This window comes from Algoriphagus sp., assembly GCF_029254265.1.
Classification (GTDB): Bacteria; Bacteroidota; Bacteroidia; order Cytophagales; family Cyclobacteriaceae; genus Algoriphagus.
In genome coordinates, this window is the sequence record NZ_JAQWXX010000007.1 from 39716 (window position 1) to 58309 (window position 18594).

Sequence of the window (18594 nt, forward strand, 5' to 3'; positions counted from 1 at the left end):
TTGCCTATTGTCCAGACTGGGTTTAATTTGCTTATTCTCCAAAACAAATCTCCTTGGCTGGTTTTTTTGATACCAAAATAGAATTTCTCAAAGGTGTCGGTCCGCAGAAAGCGGCACTGATCAATAAAGAGTTGAATATCTTCACCTACGGGGAGTTACTGCAACATTATCCTTTTCGCTATGAGGATCGGACTAAGTTTTGGAAAATCCGGGAACTCTCAGCAGACTTGGAAAACGTCCAAATCATTGCCAAGATCAAGAAAGTCGAACTGGTCTCCATGGGGAACAAAAATCGATTAGTAGCCCATGTAGCAGATGAGACAGGCGAAATGGAATTGACTTGGTTCAAAGGGATTCAATGGGTTCAGAAAAAACTACCAATTGGAGCTGTTTATATTTTCTTGGGGAAACCGGCACTTTTCGGAAGAAAATGGAGTATTGCCCATCCAGAAATGGAGCCGGTCACGGCAGCGAATGAGCAGCGAAATAATTTCCAACCGGTTTATTCCACCACGGAGAAACTCCGAAATAGATTTTTGGATTCCCGAGGGATTTCCAAAATCATGGAGGGACTTGTTCAGGGAAGTTTGCCGCATATTCAAGAGACAATTCCTGACTCGATTCGAGAGCAATATCAATTGATCGGAAGGCAAGAATCAATCAAACAAATTCATTTTCCCTCAGAACCTAATTTGCTTCAAAGGGCTAGAAAGCGGCTGAAATTTGAAGAGTTTTTTTACCTGCAGCTGCGGCTTCTTAAAATGAAGGTCACTCGGACAGAAAAGTATCGTGGACAGATCTTGGGAAGCACTGAGTTGCTGACGGAGTTTTACAATAATCACATTCCCTTTGAACTGACCAATGCGCAAAAGCGTGTGATCCGGGAATCTTTCTTGGATATGAAATCAGGCAAGCAGATGAATCGCTTGATTCAAGGCGATGTGGGATCTGGTAAGACCATGGTGGCCTTTATTTGTGCGTTGATTGCGATCAGTTCTGGAGCTCAGACTTGTTTGATGGCTCCCACCGAGATTTTGGCAAATCAGCATTATGAAGGGTTGAAAGAATATGCCGACATGATGGGGATCAAGATCGCTTTGCTGACTGGTTCATCGAAAAAAGCACAACGTCGAGTGATTCATGAAGAATTACTTTCCGGTGAACTCAAGATTCTGATTGGAACTCATGCGCTGTTGGAAGATATTGTTCAGTTTAAAAATCTTGGTTTGGCAATTGTCGATGAGCAGCACCGATTTGGTGTAGCGCAGCGTGCTAAACTTTGGGCGAAGAATGAAGCTTTTATCCCGCATGTCTTGGTGATGACCGCCACGCCAATTCCAAGGACACTAGCGATGACGCTTTATGGCGACTTGGATGTGTCTGTGATCGATGAGCTTCCAGCGGGCAGAAAACCCATTCAAACTGTCCACCGCTATGACAAGGATCGCCTGAAGGTATTTGGATTTATTAATGAGGAAATCAAAAAAGGAAGGCAAGTTTATATTGTCTATCCACTGATTGAAGAGTCTGAGACATTGGATTTGAAAAATGTAATGGATGGGTTTGAAAGTATTTCAAGAGCTTTTCCTAATTATCCGATAAGTATAGTCAATGGGAGTATGAAGGCCGATGCGAAAGACTATGAGATGCAGCGATTCGTCAAAGGCGAGACCAAAATCATGGTGGCGACGACCGTAATCGAGGTAGGTGTTAATGTGCCAAATGCATCGGTAATGATCATCGAGAATGCAGAGCGATTTGGATTATCTCAGTTGCACCAGCTTCGAGGGAGAGTGGGTAGAGGAGCGGAGCAGAGCTACTGCGTGCTGATGAGCAAATATGAGTTATCCAAAGATTCACGAGTTCGGCTGGATACAATGGTGCGAACCAATGACGGTTTTGAGATAGCGGACGTGGATCTTAGGCTTCGAGGGCCAGGCGATTTGATGGGGACCCAACAAAGTGGGATTACGGATTTGTTGATTGCTGACTTGAGTAAGGATGCCCCGATTTTGACTTTGGCAAGAGATGCTGCTCAGCAGGTTTTGGCAAATGATCCCGATTTGAGCCAACCTGAAAATGCACCCATTCTTCGCCAGATTCGTCAGCAGAAAAAACATGCGGTGAACTGGAGTAGGATCAGTTGAATTACGATTTTAGATTTACTAGATTGATGTGTTCCTCAATCCTTCTTTTCAAAGGTTAGCCTTATAGAAAATGCTCGAAATAAGGTTTGATGTCGTAATTCGTAAATCTGAAATCGTAAATATTCAAGCAATCAGCACTCAAGCAATCAATTCAGTTATTGGTTTTTTTTGAAAAAAGTTTTCCAATCCTTCTAAAAATCTGCTTTTCTTTTTCCCAGAAAAAACGGAACTGACCGAAGATAAAACCATAAATCAGCAGAAAGATTTGGTAGAGTGGTAGCACCAAAAGCAAGTACAAAAGGGTATTAAGAAACCCTTGACCACCACCCCGCTCCACTCCAAAGAAGTTTAGGATGGGATTTTTGATAAATAAAATAGTGAATCCAGTACAGGCGAAAACGACCAAGACCATTACTACCTGAAAAAGGCTATCCAGTTTCCACTTGGTCTGTAATCGCTGAAGAAATCCCTGCTTAGGGCTATCTTTTTCCATTTGACAAAAGTAACCCAAATCCCATTTAATAAAAGAGCCGGACCAAAATCCGGCTCTTCAATTACAGTAACCGGTTTGACTCCGATTCTCTTAATCTCTTATCTTTTAATCTCTATTCTCTAATTCTCCCAGCTGAAAACCCCTTCATTCAAACTTTGAAGTGCAGCTTTTTTGTAAGTTGAATCCAAAAGAACGGATACGTTATGTCGGCTTCCACCATAGGAAACCATCCGAACAGGATATGGAAGAAGCGCATCCATCACTGACTTTAAGACACCTTTGGTTTCCGAGACCAAATTTCCTACGATACAAATAATCGTCTGATTTTGGTCTACTTCCACTGTTCCAAATTGGTTCAGCTCTTCCAGAATTTGACTCAAATGGCTCAAATCATCAATCGTTACCGATACGGCCACTTCAGAAGTTGTAATCATATCGATAGGCGTTTTATACTTTTCGAAAATTTCAAAAACCTTTCGGAGGAAACCATATGCCAAAAGCATCCGAGTCGATTTAATTTTAATAGCAGTGATTCCGTCTTTAGCAGCAATTGCTTTTACCCCGGTGGTCTCCACTTTCTCCTTGATCAAAGTTCCATGCGCTTCCGGCTCCATGGTATTGAGCAATTTCACCGGAACATTGAACTGTTGTGCTGGCCAAATAGAAGCCGGGTGAAGAATTTTTGCTCCGAAGTAGGCCAACTCTGCCGCCTCATCAAAAGACATTTCGGCGATTGGTCGAGTGCGATCCACGACTCTAGGGTCGTTGTTGTGCATGCCATCGATATCTGTCCAGATCTCGCAAGCGGTAGCTTGAATAGCCGCTGCGATAAGAGAAGCAGTATAGTCAGAACCTCCTCGCTTGAGGTTATCCACTTCATTTCGATGGTTTTTGCAAATGTATCCTTGTGTTACAAAGATTCTTTCTCCAGGATGTTGCGCGAGGATGGCAGTCAGTTTTTCCGCTATTTTACTCAATTCCGGCTCTGAATTCTCATCAATACTCATGAAGTCCAAAGCGACCAAGAAAACAGATGGAATATTCAATTCCTCTAAAAGTGTTTGGAATAATTTGGTGGAAAGCAGTTCGCCTTGTGCCAAAATATCCCGGTTGATCGCCTCGTTGAAGGAGATTTTCAAGAGAATATTCAAGAATTCAAAGTGTTCCTGAATGATGGCCTCGGCCTTTTCTCTGGCTTCGGTTGTTTTTAAGAGTTCTGGATAAAAAGCTAGATAATGACTGTGCAACTCTTCGATTCTCAATTTTGCCAAGCTTCTATCAGCTGCAGCCAGCGCCTCACCTATTCCAACAAGGGCATTGGTGGTGCCTGATAGTGCTGAAAGCACCACAATCTTTGGCTCATCACCTCTGGTGATTAGGTCTTTGACCTGATGCATTCTTTCCGGTCGGCCCACAGAGGTCCCTCCGAATTTCATGATTTTCATACAATAAATAGGTTGAGTGTGTAGGTTTGTTTTTTTAGAATCCCAGCATTTTGATCGCCGTAATAGCTGCTTCATCACCTTTATTGCCATGCTTTCCTCCTGCGCGGTCAAGTGCTTGCTGCTGCGTATTTGGGGTTAAGACTCCGAAAATTACCGGCTTGTTATATTTCAAGCTGACGTTGGTAATGCCATGTGCGACCGCATCACAGATGAAATCAAAATGTTTGGTCTCTCCCTGAATCACACAACCTAAGCAAATAACTGCATCGATTGATTCTTCTTTAGCCAACCACTGTGCGGCAAGAGAAAGCTCAAATGATCCCGGGACATTCTTTCGAATAATGTTTTTCTTTTTAGCACCGTTCTGAAGCAAGGTTTGGTAAGCTCCTGAAAATAAAGCCTCCGTAACCTCTTCATTCCATTCAGAGACTATGATTCCGAAGGTTTTGTCGCTGATGTCCTGAATATTTTTGGAGGAATGTTCGCTGAGACTTTTTAGTGTAGTGGCCATAGAGAGAATATTAGATGTTAGATTTTAGATATAAGATTTTAGAGCTAAGCTCGAAGAATCAAGTATTAAGATTATTAATACAGGAGATAAAGATAAAGTTTAAAAGAATGGTTTGAGAAGAGGTCATGGGGTGAACAAAAAAAAGAGTAAGACCTCATGGCCTTACTCTTCTATAATGCGTTGCAATCAAAGCATTACTTAGCGGCAAGGCCTTCCAAGCGAGCTTTGTGTTTTCGTGCAGCAGAAAATTCAAATGACTCATAATACTTCTCCTCAATTGTACCATAGGTATCAATTGCTTCTTGAATTTTACCAGCCTCTTCATAAGCAATGGCAAGTTTGTTCAAATATTTTGGAGTGAAGTATTTGTTTTCGTTGGTATCCGCAGCTTTCTTGTAATTTGTGATGGCAGCATCTGTGTTGCCCAATTCCATATTTGCGTCGCCTATCAAAGAGTAAGCTTTTGCCTGAACCAAATAATCGTCAGCGGAGAATTGCTCTAAATGAGTCAATGCCTCCTGATAATTTCGCTCAGAAAGATAGATTGAGCCGATATAGTAGTGCGCTAAATTCGCGGCATCCGTGCGAGGATACTCATCCACAATACTTAGAAATCCAGAGTTTATTCCATCTCCGTTAAGGGCAAGCTGGATACTATCCTGCTCGTAGAAATAAACAGCTTGGAACATTTCCTTCTGTGCATTTTCATTTTGATTTGCAGTATTGATTTGGAAGAACAAAATTCCTCCAATCAATATTATCGCAGCGATCAATACGCCTGCAAGTACTTTGCTATTTTGTTTTAAAAAAGCCTCTCCCTTTTCTAATCTTGAAGCGATTACTTCCGGGTTTTCTATTAGATCTGTTTGATCTTGTGCTTTTTTAGATTGTTTCGTTGCCATGTTACTCGATTTTCAGCCGCAAATATACGGTTTTTATAATTTAACCAAAGCCAAATGCAAAAGCCATGAATTTTGATTTGAATTCATGGCTTAAGCTACTGATTAGTATGAGTTTATTCCATTACAAAAGGGTAGTCTTCTTGGACATAGACGTCTTTGAAAGCATCCATGCCATCAGGCCAAGGAGATTCTTCGGCAAATTTCACTGCCTCGTTCACTTGATTTTTCACTTTTGCGATGATTCCTTCGATTTCTTCCTCAGTCAAAATCTTATGGTCACGGATTGTACCTAATACTTGCTCGATTGGATCGCGTTGCTTGTATTCTTCTACCTCCTCTTTGGTTCGGTACTTCTGAGGATCAGACATGGAGTGACCCTTGTAGCGATACGTTCTCATTTCCAAAAGCGTAGGTCCATCACCTCTTCTAGCTCTATCCGCTGCTTCGGCTACTGCCTCGTGTACTGCTTCCACATTCATCCCATCCACTGCAAATGATGGCATATCGTAGGATTCTCCAAGGGTCGAAAGGTCGTCCACATTGGAAGAGCGTTTTACAGCAGTTCCCATCGCATAGCCGTTATTTTCGATTACAAAAATCACTGGAGTTTTGTAAAGCATCGCAAGGTTAAGTGCTTCGTGAAAAGCGCCCTGCCGCACTGCACCGTCACCCATGTAGCAAATCGCAAGGTTTTTAGTGCCTTTGTATTTTTCCGCAAAGCCAAGACCTAGACCCATTGGCACTTGAGCACCTACGATTCCGTGGCCTCCGTAGAAGTTTTTCTCTTTGTCAAAGATGTGCATTGAACCACCTTTTCCTTTGGTAGTTCCAGTTGCTTTTCCGAAAAGTTCGGCCATCACAGCTCCCGGATCTGTGCCTAATCCAAGTGGATGAGCATGACACCTGTAAGCGGTGATCCATTTATCGTCTTTGGTCAAAGCGGAAATTGCTCCTGAGGCGCAAGCTTCCTGACCAATATATAAATGACAGAATCCTCTGATTTTTTGCTGCCCGTAAAGTTGTCCTGCTTTTTCCTCGAATCTCCTCATTAGGAGCATGCTTTCGTACCAATAAGAATAAGTTTCTTTCGAATAGTTAACCTTAGACTTGGTCGCTGCAGTTTTCTTTGCCATATCTTAAAATCAAAATGTGCTATTTTTAGATTTCAAATATAAGCAAGCATCCCTAAAAATCAGGCTACCGCCAAAATAATTACCCAAACACATGTATCTGAAGTCGCTTGACCTTATCCAATTCAAAAATCATGAAAAGCGTCATTTCGACTTCAGCTCGCAATTGAACTGCTTTGTGGGGCTTAATGGATCCGGGAAAACCAATATTCTCGATGCTATTCATTACCTCTCGCTTACCAAAAGCGCAGTCCAATCCAGTGATAGCCTCAATGTTCAGCATGAGCAGGATTTCTTTGCGATTAAAGGACAATTTGAACTCAGCGACAAACCGATTGAGGTGCGATGCACTTTTGAACTGGGGAAGAAAAAACTCATCTACCAAAACGGGAAGGCCTTGGACAAAACCTCCGAGCATGTGGGCTTGATTCCTTTGGTGTTGATCGCGCCTGATGATACAGAGTTGATCAAAGGGGGAAGTGATGGCAGGCGCAAATTCTTTGATGGCTTGATTTCTCAGCTTGATCATGGCTACCTGGATAAGCTGATTCGGTACCATCATTTTTTGAAGCAGCGTAATGCTTTACTTAAGAAATTTGCTGAAACCGGCCGTCGGGATTTGACTTTATTAGAAAGCTATGATCAGGAGTTGATAGGCTTGAGTAAGTATTTGGCTGTGCGGAGATCTGAATTGCTTCAAGAGCTTGCTCCACTCCTTCAGCGGGATTACGAAGAAATCTCCCAAGGTCAGGAAAAAGTTACCATTTCGTATGAGACGGAAGCTTTACGGGAAGATTTCGATTCCTATTTCTTGAGCCTTCGGAAAAAGGACTTGATCACGAAAAACAGCAATGCTGGAATTCATAAGGATGATTTCAACTTTCAGATTGGTGATCATCCGATCCGCAAGATCGGGAGCCAGGGTCAGCAGAAGTCATTTATTATTGCCTTGAAATTGGGGCAGTTTCAGATTTTTGAAAAGTCAAGAGGCGAAAAGCCGCTGCTGCTATTGGATGATATTTTTGACAAACTCGATGATCTTCGGATTGCGCAACTGATGCAGCTCATCTCCAAGCATACCTTTGGTCAGATCTTCCTGACTGATGCAAGGCCTGAGCGATCCAAAAAAATTCTAGGAGAGTTGAATGCGGAGCTAAGGTTTTTTGAGCTAAGCACTAGTGCTGACTAAAAATAAAAAGAGGAGCCAAAAGCTCCTCTTATATTAATTCCAAAGTGTTTTAGGATATTCTCCCGAATCATGAAGCTTCTTTAATGCTTCGATCACCACCGGCTTGTCTTCCGTGTAGGTGACGCCAAACCAGACTTTGCCGCCTTCCAAGATTTCAAAAGCTGCTTTTCCTTCTTGGATCAAGTTGTTGGCTACAGTTGGGATGTAAAATTCAGATTTTAAATTTTCCCGATTGGCCGGGAGGAATTCATTCCACATGCGCTCGATATCCTGAAAGACATCGGAATGGAATCCCCAGAAATTCATACTTACAGGTGTGTTTTCGGCGATTTCCAAAACTTCATTTTCGCCCTTGCTTAGGATTTTACCTCCTTCACGAGCAATAGAGGTTCGCTCGATCATTCCGATCAGTTGCCCTTTTGCATTGGTTTCGCAAACCCCGCGACTCACAGTTCCATGCTCAGAAAGGACATTTTGAATCGCATAGCCAACCATAGCATGAAGGTCTGGCTTTACTTCAGTGGAAAGGAATTTTCCTAAAACCTCAAAAGCCTCTTTTCCATAAAAATCATCTGCATTGATTACTGCAAAAGGCTCCTTGATCGCATCCTTGGCGCAAAGTACTGCATGTGCGGTTCCAAAAGGTTTCACTCGATCGGCCTGCTTCAAAGCTGCGGGTACAAAGCTGTCTAAAGATTGAATGACCCAATCCACTTCGATTTTGCCTTCTAGTTTGGGAAGGAATTTTTCCTTGGCTATCTCTAGTATTTCATCACGCACGATAAATACCACTTTGCCGAATCCTGCTCGGATTGCATCAAAAATGGAGTATTCTAGGATGGTTTCGCCATTAGGGCCAAAGCCGTCGATTTGCTTGTTTCCACCATATCGGCTGCCCATTCCTGCAGCAAGTACTAAAAGTGTTGGTTTCTGAGTCATTGTATTTTTTTCTAAACGCTGACAAAATTAGCTGATTATCTCTCGAGGGCAAATGAAATCCTGAATTTCTAAACGCTAGTTTGATTTTAATTTAAACTAAAAAACTCCAAAAAATCACTTTTTTACCTAATACTGGTATTCAGATAACCCGATATGTCTTCTTAGGGATAAAATGATTTTATCAATAGGGTAAAATTTGAACCATAAAAATACTTTTTTACAATTTTCTATTTACTTTCATGCCAAAATCACAACAAACCATTAACCTTATTGAGAATATGAAAAAAATTGAAGCGATTATTCGAACCTCGCGCTTTGATCAAATACACAAATGTGTGGCTGGATTGGGAGTGAAATTCCTTTCCTTCTATGAGATCAAAGGGATGGGTTTTGAGCATGCAAGACAGGAAATGTACCGCGGGGTTTCCTATGAGCCCGCTTATATTCCTCGTACCAAGTTGGAAATTGTAGTACCAGATGATCAGGTGGATGCAGTGATCAAATGTATTCTAAGCGAAGGAAAGACCGGCGAAATCGGAGATGGTAAAATCTTTGTTTTCGACGTTTTGGAAGCTTACCGAATCAGAAACAGCGACACTGGTGAGCAAGCACTTTAATTTCTTTCAAAAAAAATACCTATCGAACCTATTTTACCCATGCAAGAATTATTCACCGTAAACAATCTGTGGATGATGATGGCAACCATTTTGGTCTTCATCATGCACTTAGGATTTGCCAGCTTGGAAGCTGGATTGACCAGATCCAAAAATACCGTCAATATTTTATTCAAAAACACCATCATACCCGGAATCGGGATTTTGACTTATGCTTTTGTCGGTTTTAATCTGATGTATCCAGGCGGAGATTATGCGGGAGCATTTTTTGGCTTTGCCGGATTTGGACTCCCGCTTCCCGAAGGTTGGGATACCAGCAATTACAATGAGGGCTATACCTTCTTCACCGACTTTATTTTTCAGGCCATGTTTGCGGCGACTGCAGCCACAATCGTTTCTGGCGCTGTGGCTGAGCGAGTGAAACTTGGACCATTTATCACCTTCTCCATATTATATGTGGCGATTTGCTACCCGATTGTTGGAATGTGGAAATGGGGTGGCGGATTCTTGAATACCTTGGAAACTCCTTTTTATGATTTTGCCGGATCTAACATCGTACACTCAGTAGGCGGTTGGGGAGCTTTAATAGGAGCGTATTTGCTCGGTCCACGAATTGGAAAATATACCGAAAACGGTATGAAAGCGATTCCGGGTCATAATATTCCTTTGGCCGTTATTGGAGTATTTTTACTTTGGTTTGGATGGTTTGGGTTTAATGGTGGTTCCGTACTCAGCGCAAGTCCGGGTTTGGTATCCAAAGTTTTTGTGACTACTTCTATCGCAGCTTCGGCAGGAGCATTTGGGGCCTTGCTTATTTCGTATTTGAAGTTTAAAACTTACGATATCACGATGGTGCTGAATGGTATTTTGGCAGGCTTGGTCGGGATCACCGCAGGTGCTGATCAAATGGGAGTTGGTGAATCTGCAATTATTGGATTCATCGGTGGTGGATTAGTTGTTTTTGGTGTTGTCTTTTTTGATAAAATCAAAATTGATGATCCAGTAGGAGCAATTTCGGTCCATTTGGTTGGTGGAATCTGGGGGACTTTAGCTGTTGGACTTTTCGGGGACTTAGCCGGAATGAGCCAAGTGATTTCCCAATTGATAGGCATCGCCTCAGTTGGAGTGTTTTGTGTAGCATTTGCTTGGATAATTTTCTTCACGATGAAAAAGACAATTGGAATCCGGGTCGATGAAAAAGAGGAAACGGAAGGATTGGATATCAACGAGCATGCGATGCGAGCATATCCGGACTTTGCGACCAAGGATTGATAGAAAAAATGTAACTCAAAATAAAGCCCCGGTTTTAAAATCGGGGCTTTTTGCTTTAGATGGCTAATTGGAAGTAACGATTGAGAACGGGTTCATGAACCTTCCCAAACATTGAATAACACCAGTCTTTAAATTCTTGGACTTCTGTTGGTAAAATAAGTCTAAGTCCTTTTCTAAGCTCTCGCTCAAACAGATATCTCGAAAAGCTTACTTTCTGTAGAATGGTCTTTACGTATTCTATCATAGTCTAAAGAGTTTAAGGTTTATTAACTGATTTTATGTTTCCATACGGAGGCATTTCTGCCAATGTTGCGTTATTTAGAGAATTAAACAATAGAATTATCCCTATTTTCGCAACTATGAATAAAACGTTTGCCCGTTTCCTTTTCGTATGTATTTCTTTCATCGTGCTGGGATTTTCTCAGGCTCAAGAGGTTGCAATAGAATTAGGTCCTGAGGAAATTGGTATTAATGAAACGTTCACCATTAAGGTAACGCTGTCGGACGAAAAAATCAAATCGTATGACCAGTTTCCGGAAATTACCGGTTTTCAAAAACAGGGTATATCTCAATCATCATCCATGAACTTGATCAATGGTCAGATGAGCAGTTCGAATAGCATTATTCAATATTATAAACCTTCCAAGAAAGGCACATTTACCCTGCCCAACTTTGAAATTGCTATTAATGGAAAGTCTTACTCCTCAGCAGGTCAAAAAATCCAAGTGGTAGATGCGGTGAGCTCCGGAGGACTGGGAAGTGGGGCTGCAATTGATCCTTTTGCTGATTTTTTTGGCAGAAGTACTGAGCAGCCGGAGTTTGTGGAACTTGATGATGACGCTTTTTTCTCTCTTTCGGTAGACAAAGAACAAGTCTATCAAGGCGAGGGATTTAATATCACGCTTGCTTTTTATATGTCTGAAGAGAATCAGGCGCCATTTCAGTTTTATGAGCCGGGTAAGCAGTTGGACGCAATTCTAAAAAAGATCAAGCCTACCAATGTATGGGAGGAAAACTTCAATATCACTAATATCGATCCAGATAAAGTCACTATTAATGGTAAAAGATGGACCCGATTCAAAGTGTATGAAGCTACTTTTTTCCCATTCTCCGAAGGGGAAATTGAAATTCCCAGAATCCCATGGGAAATGATCAAGTATAAAGTTGCTAAGAATCCAACTTTTTTTGGTGCCAACAGACAAGAGGACTTTAAGACCTTTTATTCGAGTCCTAAAACCATAAAGGTGATTCCTCTTCCACCGCACCCGTTAAAAAATGAAGTTAGCGTGGGACAGTTTCAGCTTCGCGAAAATATCACGGATATTGAAGTGGAAACTGGGCAAGGTTTTGATTACAATTTCGGAATTTCCGGGGTTGGAAATATTAATGCTATCTCAGCTCCGAAAAGAATTCCAGCTGCCAATCTAAATACCTTTGACCCAAATGTGAGGCAGCAAATCAATCGGGGTTACGGAAGGGTTTCGGGCATCAAAGATTTCAATTATTACATCACTTTCACCGAGGCCGGTGAGTATGATTTGAGTAAAAACTTTGAATGGATTTACTTTGATCCTCAGCTTGCAGTTTACGATACACTTAGATCTGCCGCAAAAATCAAGGTTGTGGGGGAGAGTAAAACCAACGAGGCAATTTCAAGTCAAAGACTTGGAGGCTTATATGATCGAATCAACGTGGAGGATAATCGATTTTTAAACGAGAAGTATAAATACTATTTTACGGCCGCAATAAACGTTCTACTACTGCTTATTTTAGTTTTGATAGCAGTCTTGATTTTAAGAAGAAGATAATGGGGAATTCATTCGGGAAGCTATTCAAAATCACCACTTTTGGTGAGTCCCATGGAGTGGCTTTAGGGGTAATAATCGAAGGTTGTCCAGCAGGATTGATCATTGACGAAGAAAAAATAATTGCAGAAATGCAACGGCGAAAGCCTGGACAATCCAAAATTACCACCCAGCGAAAAGAGGAAGACGAAATCGAAATTCTTTCAGGAGTTTTCGAAGGGAAAAGCACAGGGACTCCTATAGGAATCGTCATTCGCAATGCCGATCAAAAATCAAAAGATTATACCCATATCGCCGATAAATTTCGCCCCTCTCATGCTGATTATACCTATTTTGAAAAATACGGAATTCGTGATTACCGCGGAGGTGGAAGAAGTAGTGCCCGTGAAACTGCCGCTCGTGTAGCGGGAGGAGCGATTGCAAAGCAATTTTTGGAAGCGAAAGGAATCAGTATCTCCGCTTTTGTAACGCAAGTCGGTGACTTAAAACTTGATAAAAATTACCAAACGCTCGATCTGTCGGAAGCTGAAAATAACATCGTAAGATGCCCAGATCCGGAAATGGCTGAGCAAATGATAGCATTAATCGATTCTGTCCGCTTGGATCGGGATACTATTGGCGGAGTTGTTTCCTGCGTAATAAAAAATACTCCTCCAGGTCTTGGGGAGCCGGTTTTTGACCGACTTCATGCTGAGCTTGGTAAAGCAATGTTAAGTATCAATGCCGTGAAGGGATTTGAATATGGAAGCGGCTTCGAAGGTGTGAAGATGCGAGGATCAGCTCACAATGATGCATTTGTCAAGAAGGGAGATAAAGTAAAAACGATTACTAATCATTCCGGAGGGATTCAAGGTGGAATTTCCAATGGAGCCGATATTTATTTCAATGTCGCTTTTAAGCCTGTTGCTACAATTATGCAAGACCAGGCTTCCTTGAATGAGGCCGGTGAGGAAGTGACTGTTTCAGGAAAGGGTCGACATGATCCCTGTGTAGTTCCGAGAGCTGTGCCGATCGTGGAAGCCATGGCCGCATTGGTCATAGCTGATTATCTTTTGTTGTCAAAAACTAATAAACTGCAGGATATATAAACCCTTACTTATGCGAAAGAAAATACCTTTACATACTCAGATTATTGCTGGCCTTGTCCTAGGTCTAGCTTTCGGTCTGATCGTTATCCGGACGGATATCCCTAGTTCTTTTACAATAGATTTCATCAAGCCCATCGGGACTATATTTATCAATGGCTTGAAGATGATCGCTATGCCTTTGGTATTGGCTTCATTGATTATTGGTGTGTCGAATCTTGGAGATATTTCCAAATTAAGCCGAATTGGAGGAAAAACCATTTTCACATTTATTCTCACCACCATTGTCGCAATTACGATTGGATTGACTTTGGTAAATGTATTTAAGCCGGGTAAGAGTCTGCCTGTTGAGACAAGAGAAAGTCTGATGGCACTTTACGAAGGGGATGTGAGCAAAAAGTCTGACGCAGCAGCAAAATTTCAAGAGCAAAGTCCACTTCAGCCAATTGTGGATATGGTTCCGGAAAACTTCTTTATGGCGACAACAGATAACGCGGCCATGCTTCAAGTGGTTTTCTTTGCAATTATTGCCGGAATAGCCCTTTTGCAAATTCCAAAAAGTAAGGCTGCCCCTGTGATTGCTTTCTTCGATGGATTCAATGATGTCATTATTCAAATTGTAAATTACATTATGCTGATCGCGCCATATGGTGTGTTTGCACTGATGGCTTCACTGATTGTGGAGATAGCTGGAGATAACCCGGATTCGGCTTTTGATTTGCTTTATGCATTATTGAAATACAGTTTGATTGTACTTGGAGGATTGTTCTTCATGATGTTGGTGATTTATCCTTTGCTCCTAAAGAGTTTTACCAAAGTGCCGTATATGCAGTTTTTCAGAAGTATTCGACCGGCTCAGTTATTGGCATTCTCCACTAGTTCAAGTTCTGCTACTCTTCCGGTGACTATGAAAATCGCAGAGGAAGAACTTGGCGTCTCTGAAGAGATATCCTCATTTGTACTGCCACTGGGTGCTACAATAAATATGAATGGTACAAGTTTGTACCAAAGTGTGGCCGCAGTATTTATCGCGCAGGCTTTGGGTATGGAACTTTCTTTTTCGCAGCAATTGATGATTGTATTGACTTCCACTTTAGCTGCCATTGGCTCGGCCGGTGTTCCTGGCGCGGGGTTGATTATGCTGATTGTGGTATTGGAATCCATTGGAGTTCCTGCCGCAGGAATTGCCTTGATTATGGCTCCGGATCGAATTTTGGATATGTTCCGAACAGTAATCAATGTGACTGGCGATGTGGTAGTAACCACGGTAGTTGCCAGTACGGAAGGTGAGCTTCCAGAAGGTTTGCTTCACAAATCAAATCCTTTCACAGCCAATGAAAGTGTGCAGGAAGGGTCTTAATCTGTTAAAACCTTAAAAAAAATAGGCTGCTTTAGTAATTAAAGCAGCCTATTTTCATTTAAAGGGTTGGATTATTTTAGACTTCCTGTCATATCCTCTGGTTTTACCCATTCGGTAAATTGTTCAGAAGTAAGCAATCCAAGTGCGATGGCTGCTTCTCTCAAGCTAGTACCTTCTTTATGCGCTTTTTTTGCAATAGCTGCTGCATTTTCATAGCCGATATGTGGATTCAGTGCAGTCACGAGCATTAGGGAATTTTCCAAGTGTCTCTGAATCATCGGAGCGTTTGGCTCAATTCCAATAGCACAATTATCATTGAAAGACACACAGGCATCTCCTATTAACCTTGCCGACTGTAGGAAGTTTGCGGCGATCATCGGTTTGAAAACGTTTAATTCAAAGTGACCGTTTGATCCACCGATCGAAATGGCAACATCATTTCCCATCACTTGAGCAGCAACCATAGTAATGGCTTCCACTTGTGTAGGGTTTACTTTTCCTGGCATGATAGAAGATCCTGGCTCATTTTCCGGAATTAAGATTTCCCCAATTCCTGATCGTGGTCCTGAAGAAAGCATTCTGATATCATTTGCGATTTTCATCAGCGATACGGCGACTTGCTTTAGTGCACCATGTGATTCGACCATTCCATCGTGAGCTGCAAGAGCCTCAAACTTATTTGGAGCAGTAACAAAAGGATGACCAGAAAGCTGAGCGATTTTTTTGGCTACCAACTCCGAATAACCTTGTGGAGTATTCAAACCTGTACCGACTGCTGTACCTCCGAGTGCCAACTCAGAAAGGTGGGAAAGTGTGTTTTTCAAAGCCCGAAGACAATGATCCAATTGCGCTACGTAGCCGCTAAATTCCTGTCCCAAAGTCAAAGGAGTAGCATCCATGAAGTGGGTACGTCCGATTTTCACCACATCTTTGAAAGCCTTCGCTTTTGCATCAAGGGTGTCACGAAGCTTTTGTACCCCTGGGATAGTGGTCTCTACGACCATTTTGTAAGCTGCAATATGCATTGCAGTCGGGTAAGTATCATTAGAGGATTGCGACTTGTTGACGTCGTCATTCGGGTGGATTTTCTTTTTGGCATCCTCGAGTGAACCTCCCAAAAGCACATGTGCTCGATACGCGATCACTTCATTCGAATTCATGTTGGATTGTGTTCCAGATCCGGTTTGCCATACGACCAGCGGAAACTGATCATCATGCTGGCCAGCCAGAATTTCATCGCAAACTTTTCCGATGATATCCGCTTTTTCGGGATCCAATACGCCTAATTCTGCATTGGTTTGTGCTGCCGCCTTTTTCAAAATAGCAAAAGCCCGAATGATCTCGATAGGCATTCGGTTTTTCTCTCCTCCGATTTTGAAATTATTGATTGACCGCTGTGTCTGTGCTCCCCAATATTTATCTGAGGGTACCTCAACAGGTCCCATGGTGTCTTTTTCGATTCGAATACTCATATCTTGGATTTAAAGGATTAAAATTCTGGTTGCTAAATTAAGTCAAATGCTTTTTTCTCTAAAATCCGTTCCAGTAAAATCATCGATTTTCTGCATTTTTCGTTGATTTCAGTCTTTCATCTGGAAATTGATCAGCTGATGAAATTCTTTCTGTGATGATTTTAATTGCCGATTGAAAAAGAACAGGGCCAATCCATAATTGAATAGCGCAAGAACAAAACAAATCGAGGCATTGAAATAATTAATAACTCCAAAGCTGTAAAATAAGCCAAAGCCGATCAGTAAGAGTGACCAAAATGCTAAGAAGAAAATCGCTCCTGGGAACAAACGGTAGTTAAGAAAGATGATACTTCCCCTTGGTGTTTCCTCAACTTTCCCCAAAATCAAAGGCAAAAAGGTATCGCCTTTGTCCACAACTTTGGAGATCCGAAATCCTTTTTGACCTATAATTCCATTGAACAAAATCCCTCTGGAGTTCTGAGTTCTACGATCAAGGTAATTCACCTCTTTCGTCACCCGATTCAGTTGATCCATTACTTCCTGTTTAGAAAGTACGCTCACTAAAGTTTCGCTATGGAGAGGGATCAGGTTCAACTTTATTTTACTGCAATACAGGAGATTTCAACATTTACATTTTTAGGCAACTTACTTACTTCAACTGTCTCGCGTGCTGGAGGGTTTGATTTAAAATATTGGCCGTAAGCTTCATTGATCGTTCCAAACTCATCCATGTTTTTGATGAAAATGGTGCATTTGACGACATCAGCAAATGAAAAATCGGCGGCTCTAAGAATGGCTTCCATGTTTTTCATCACTGCATGAGTCTCTTCAGTGATATTTTCATTGATCAGTTCACCAGATTCTGGGTCAAGGGCAATATTCCCTGAAACATAAAGTGTGTTTCCTGCCAAAACTGCCTGAGAATAAGGTCCAATTGGAGCCGGTGCTTCTTTTGTAAATATGATTTGATTAGCCATTTTTTTTATTTCTATTGATTTTTATCTAATGAACTTTTAAAATTCTATTCAATTTCTCTTAACCTCCCACTGCTCCCGATGTCTATCGTGGATGCCCACTGCTAACTGCTCAATGCTTCTTTGCCTCATTCCAATACACATCCATTTCCGCTAAGGTCATTTCAGACAATGCTTTTCCGGAATTCTTAGCCGCTTTTTCCAAATATTGAAATCGCTTAATGAATTTTAGATTCGTTCTTTCCAGAGCTTCCTCGGGATTGATATCGATGAATCGGGCATAATTGATCAGCGAAAATAATAGATCTCCAAATTCTCCGGAAGCTTTTTCACGATCGATTTCTGAACCGTCAGCGGCATTGAACTCCTCCTTGAATTCCTGCATTTCCTCTTCTACTTTTTCCCAAACCTGATTTTTCTCTTCCCAATCAAACCCAACTCCTCTGGCTTTCTCCTGAATCCGCATTGCTTTGATCAAAGCCGGAAGAGATCGAGGCACGCCTCCCAAAACGGATACATTTCCCTTTTCCTGAAGCTTGATCTTTTCCCAATTTTGTTTTACCGCTTCTTCATCTTCTGCCTTCACATCTCCATAAATATGAGGATGTCTTCGGATCAGTTTTTCGCAGAGCGAATCGATCATGGTTTTCATATCGAAATTGCCTTCTTCCGAACCTATTTTGGCATAGAAGACAATATGAAGTAAAATATCCCCAAGTTCTTTCTTGATTTCATCAGGGTTTCCCTCCAAAATCGCATCCGAAAGTTCAAAAGTTTCTTCGATCGTTAAGTGCCGGAGACTTTCAGTGGTTTGCTTCTTATCCCAAGGGCACTGAGCTCTTAGCTCATCCATAATTGTTAATAATCGATCAAAAGCTGCCAATTGCTCGGCTCGGGAACTCAAATTAGACATGGGTAAGGAAACTATGCGAGAAGTGTGGACGTTTTCGAAGTAAAGCTTTAAATTTGCGCAATATTATTCGTTATGGCAACAGTATTCTTAACCCTCGGCTTCGTAGCATTGTTCTTCATTTTGATGTCTGTAAGACTTCTTTTCCTTAAAAATGGGGAGTTTAAGGGCACTTGTGCTTCGCAAAATCCTTATTTGAACAAGGATGGTGGGACTTGTTCCTATTGTGGGAAAACAGTCGACTCAAACAGCGATTGTGGAAATCCGGACAATGAAGTGGACAGGGTTTTAGCTAAATTCAAATAAAATTTTCGCTGCCTTTTGAGCAGTATCTTTTTTTTTAACC

At 41.7% G+C, this 18594-nt stretch carries 19 protein-coding genes; 8 read left to right on the forward strand and 11 right to left on the reverse strand.

Annotated features, from left to right (window positions below):
- The first annotated feature begins 53 nt into the window (after nt 1-53).
- Entirely contained in the window at nt 54-2147 is a 2094-nt protein-coding gene (gene recG, locus P8O16_RS00615; protein WP_300309787.1) for an ATP-dependent DNA helicase RecG, read from the forward strand.
- A 151-nt stretch (nt 2148-2298) separates the two neighbouring features.
- Here recG and P8O16_RS00620 read toward each other — a convergent pair whose 3' ends face one another.
- From P8O16_RS00620 to pdhA, 5 genes are all read right to left on the reverse strand, one after another.
- On the reverse strand, nt 2299-2640 hold the full coding sequence (locus tag P8O16_RS00620) for a DUF6787 family protein (RefSeq protein ID WP_300309789.1): 342 nt from the start codon (nt 2638-2640) through the stop codon (nt 2299-2301).
- A 119-nt stretch (nt 2641-2759) separates the two neighbouring features.
- Nucleotides 2760-4085, reverse strand: coding sequence for an aspartate kinase (locus P8O16_RS00625; protein ID WP_300309791.1), 1326 nt, complete (start codon nt 4083-4085; stop codon nt 2760-2762).
- Between the two features lie 34 nt (nt 4086-4119).
- Nucleotides 4120-4596 carry a 6,7-dimethyl-8-ribityllumazine synthase gene (gene ribH / locus P8O16_RS00630; RefSeq protein ID WP_300309793.1) on the reverse strand — a complete coding sequence of 159 codons (477 nt, stop codon included), beginning with the start codon at nt 4594-4596 and terminating at the stop codon, nt 4120-4122.
- A gap of 194 nt (nt 4597-4790) precedes the next feature.
- Entirely contained in the window at nt 4791-5498 is a 708-nt protein-coding gene (locus P8O16_RS00635) for a tetratricopeptide repeat protein (protein ID WP_300309795.1), read from the reverse strand.
- 113 nt (nt 5499-5611) lie between these two features.
- Nucleotides 5612-6631 (reverse strand): pyruvate dehydrogenase (acetyl-transferring) E1 component subunit alpha, encoded by a 1020-nt coding sequence (pdhA, locus tag P8O16_RS00640; protein WP_300309797.1) that lies wholly within the window; start codon nt 6629-6631, stop codon nt 5612-5614.
- Between the two features lie 91 nt (nt 6632-6722).
- Between pdhA and P8O16_RS00645 the strand changes: the two genes are divergently transcribed.
- Nucleotides 6723-7817 (forward strand): DNA replication/repair protein RecF, encoded by a 1095-nt coding sequence (locus P8O16_RS00645; protein WP_300309799.1) that lies wholly within the window; start codon nt 6723-6725, stop codon nt 7815-7817.
- A gap of 33 nt (nt 7818-7850) precedes the next feature.
- On the opposite strand, the gene P8O16_RS00650 is transcribed toward P8O16_RS00645, so the two are convergent.
- On the reverse strand, nt 7851-8756 hold the full coding sequence (locus P8O16_RS00650) for a sugar phosphate nucleotidyltransferase (protein WP_300309801.1): 906 nt from the start codon (nt 8754-8756) through the stop codon (nt 7851-7853).
- A gap of 278 nt (nt 8757-9034) precedes the next feature.
- On the opposite strand from P8O16_RS00650, the gene P8O16_RS00655 reads away from it, so the two are divergent.
- Together P8O16_RS00655 and P8O16_RS00660 are read left to right on the forward strand one after the other, a co-directional pair.
- Nucleotides 9035-9373: a P-II family nitrogen regulator gene (locus tag P8O16_RS00655; protein WP_300309803.1), complete on the forward strand. Its 339-nt coding sequence runs from the start codon at nt 9035-9037 to the stop codon at nt 9371-9373.
- Nucleotides 9374-9412: 39 nt separating this feature from the next.
- Complete coding sequence (locus tag P8O16_RS00660) at nt 9413-10642, forward strand: ammonium transporter (protein ID WP_300309805.1); 1230 nt, start codon at nt 9413-9415, stop codon at nt 10640-10642.
- Between the two features lie 55 nt (nt 10643-10697).
- Here P8O16_RS00660 and P8O16_RS00665 read toward each other — a convergent pair whose 3' ends face one another.
- Entirely contained in the window at nt 10698-10886 is a 189-nt protein-coding gene (locus tag P8O16_RS00665; RefSeq protein ID WP_075350161.1) for a hypothetical protein, read from the reverse strand.
- A gap of 34 nt (nt 10887-10920) precedes the next feature.
- Here P8O16_RS00665 and P8O16_RS00670 point away from each other — a divergent pair, with 34 nt between their 5' ends.
- From P8O16_RS00670 to P8O16_RS00680, 3 genes are read left to right on the forward strand one after another with little or no spacing between them, the layout of a single operon-like run.
- Nucleotides 10921-12450 (forward strand): BatD family protein, encoded by a 1530-nt coding sequence (locus P8O16_RS00670; protein WP_300309809.1) that lies wholly within the window; start codon nt 10921-10923, stop codon nt 12448-12450.
- Entirely contained in the window at nt 12450-13535 is a 1086-nt protein-coding gene (gene aroC, locus P8O16_RS00675; RefSeq protein ID WP_300309811.1) for a chorismate synthase, read from the forward strand. The genes P8O16_RS00670 and aroC overlap by 1 nt, the downstream gene beginning before the upstream one ends.
- A gap of 10 nt (nt 13536-13545) precedes the next feature.
- The gene (locus tag P8O16_RS00680; protein ID WP_300309813.1) at nt 13546-14892 is read left to right on the forward strand and encodes a dicarboxylate/amino acid:cation symporter; all 1347 of its coding nucleotides are present in this window, start codon (nt 13546-13548) and stop codon (nt 14890-14892) included.
- Nucleotides 14893-14963: 71 nt separating this feature from the next.
- Here the strand turns inward: P8O16_RS00680 and fumC are convergent, their stop codons facing one another.
- From fumC to mazG, 4 genes are all read right to left on the reverse strand, one after another.
- Nucleotides 14964-16364: a class II fumarate hydratase gene (fumC, locus tag P8O16_RS00685; protein ID WP_300309815.1), complete on the reverse strand. Its 1401-nt coding sequence runs from the start codon at nt 16362-16364 to the stop codon at nt 14964-14966.
- Between the two features lie 108 nt (nt 16365-16472).
- The gene (locus tag P8O16_RS00690; protein ID WP_300309817.1) at nt 16473-16898 is read right to left on the reverse strand and encodes a hypothetical protein; all 426 of its coding nucleotides are present in this window, start codon (nt 16896-16898) and stop codon (nt 16473-16475) included.
- Between the two features lie 62 nt (nt 16899-16960).
- Nucleotides 16961-17341: a RidA family protein gene (locus P8O16_RS00695; RefSeq protein ID WP_300309819.1), complete on the reverse strand. Its 381-nt coding sequence runs from the start codon at nt 17339-17341 to the stop codon at nt 16961-16963.
- Nucleotides 17342-17450: 109 nt separating this feature from the next.
- Entirely contained in the window at nt 17451-18251 is an 801-nt protein-coding gene (gene mazG / locus P8O16_RS00700; protein WP_300309821.1) for a nucleoside triphosphate pyrophosphohydrolase, read from the reverse strand.
- A 72-nt stretch (nt 18252-18323) separates the two neighbouring features.
- Here mazG and P8O16_RS00705 point away from each other — a divergent pair, with 72 nt between their 5' ends.
- Nucleotides 18324-18554 carry a hypothetical protein gene (locus tag P8O16_RS00705; RefSeq protein ID WP_300309823.1) on the forward strand — a complete coding sequence of 77 codons (231 nt, stop codon included), beginning with the start codon at nt 18324-18326 and terminating at the stop codon, nt 18552-18554.
- The last annotated feature ends 40 nt before the right edge of the window (nt 18555-18594 follow it).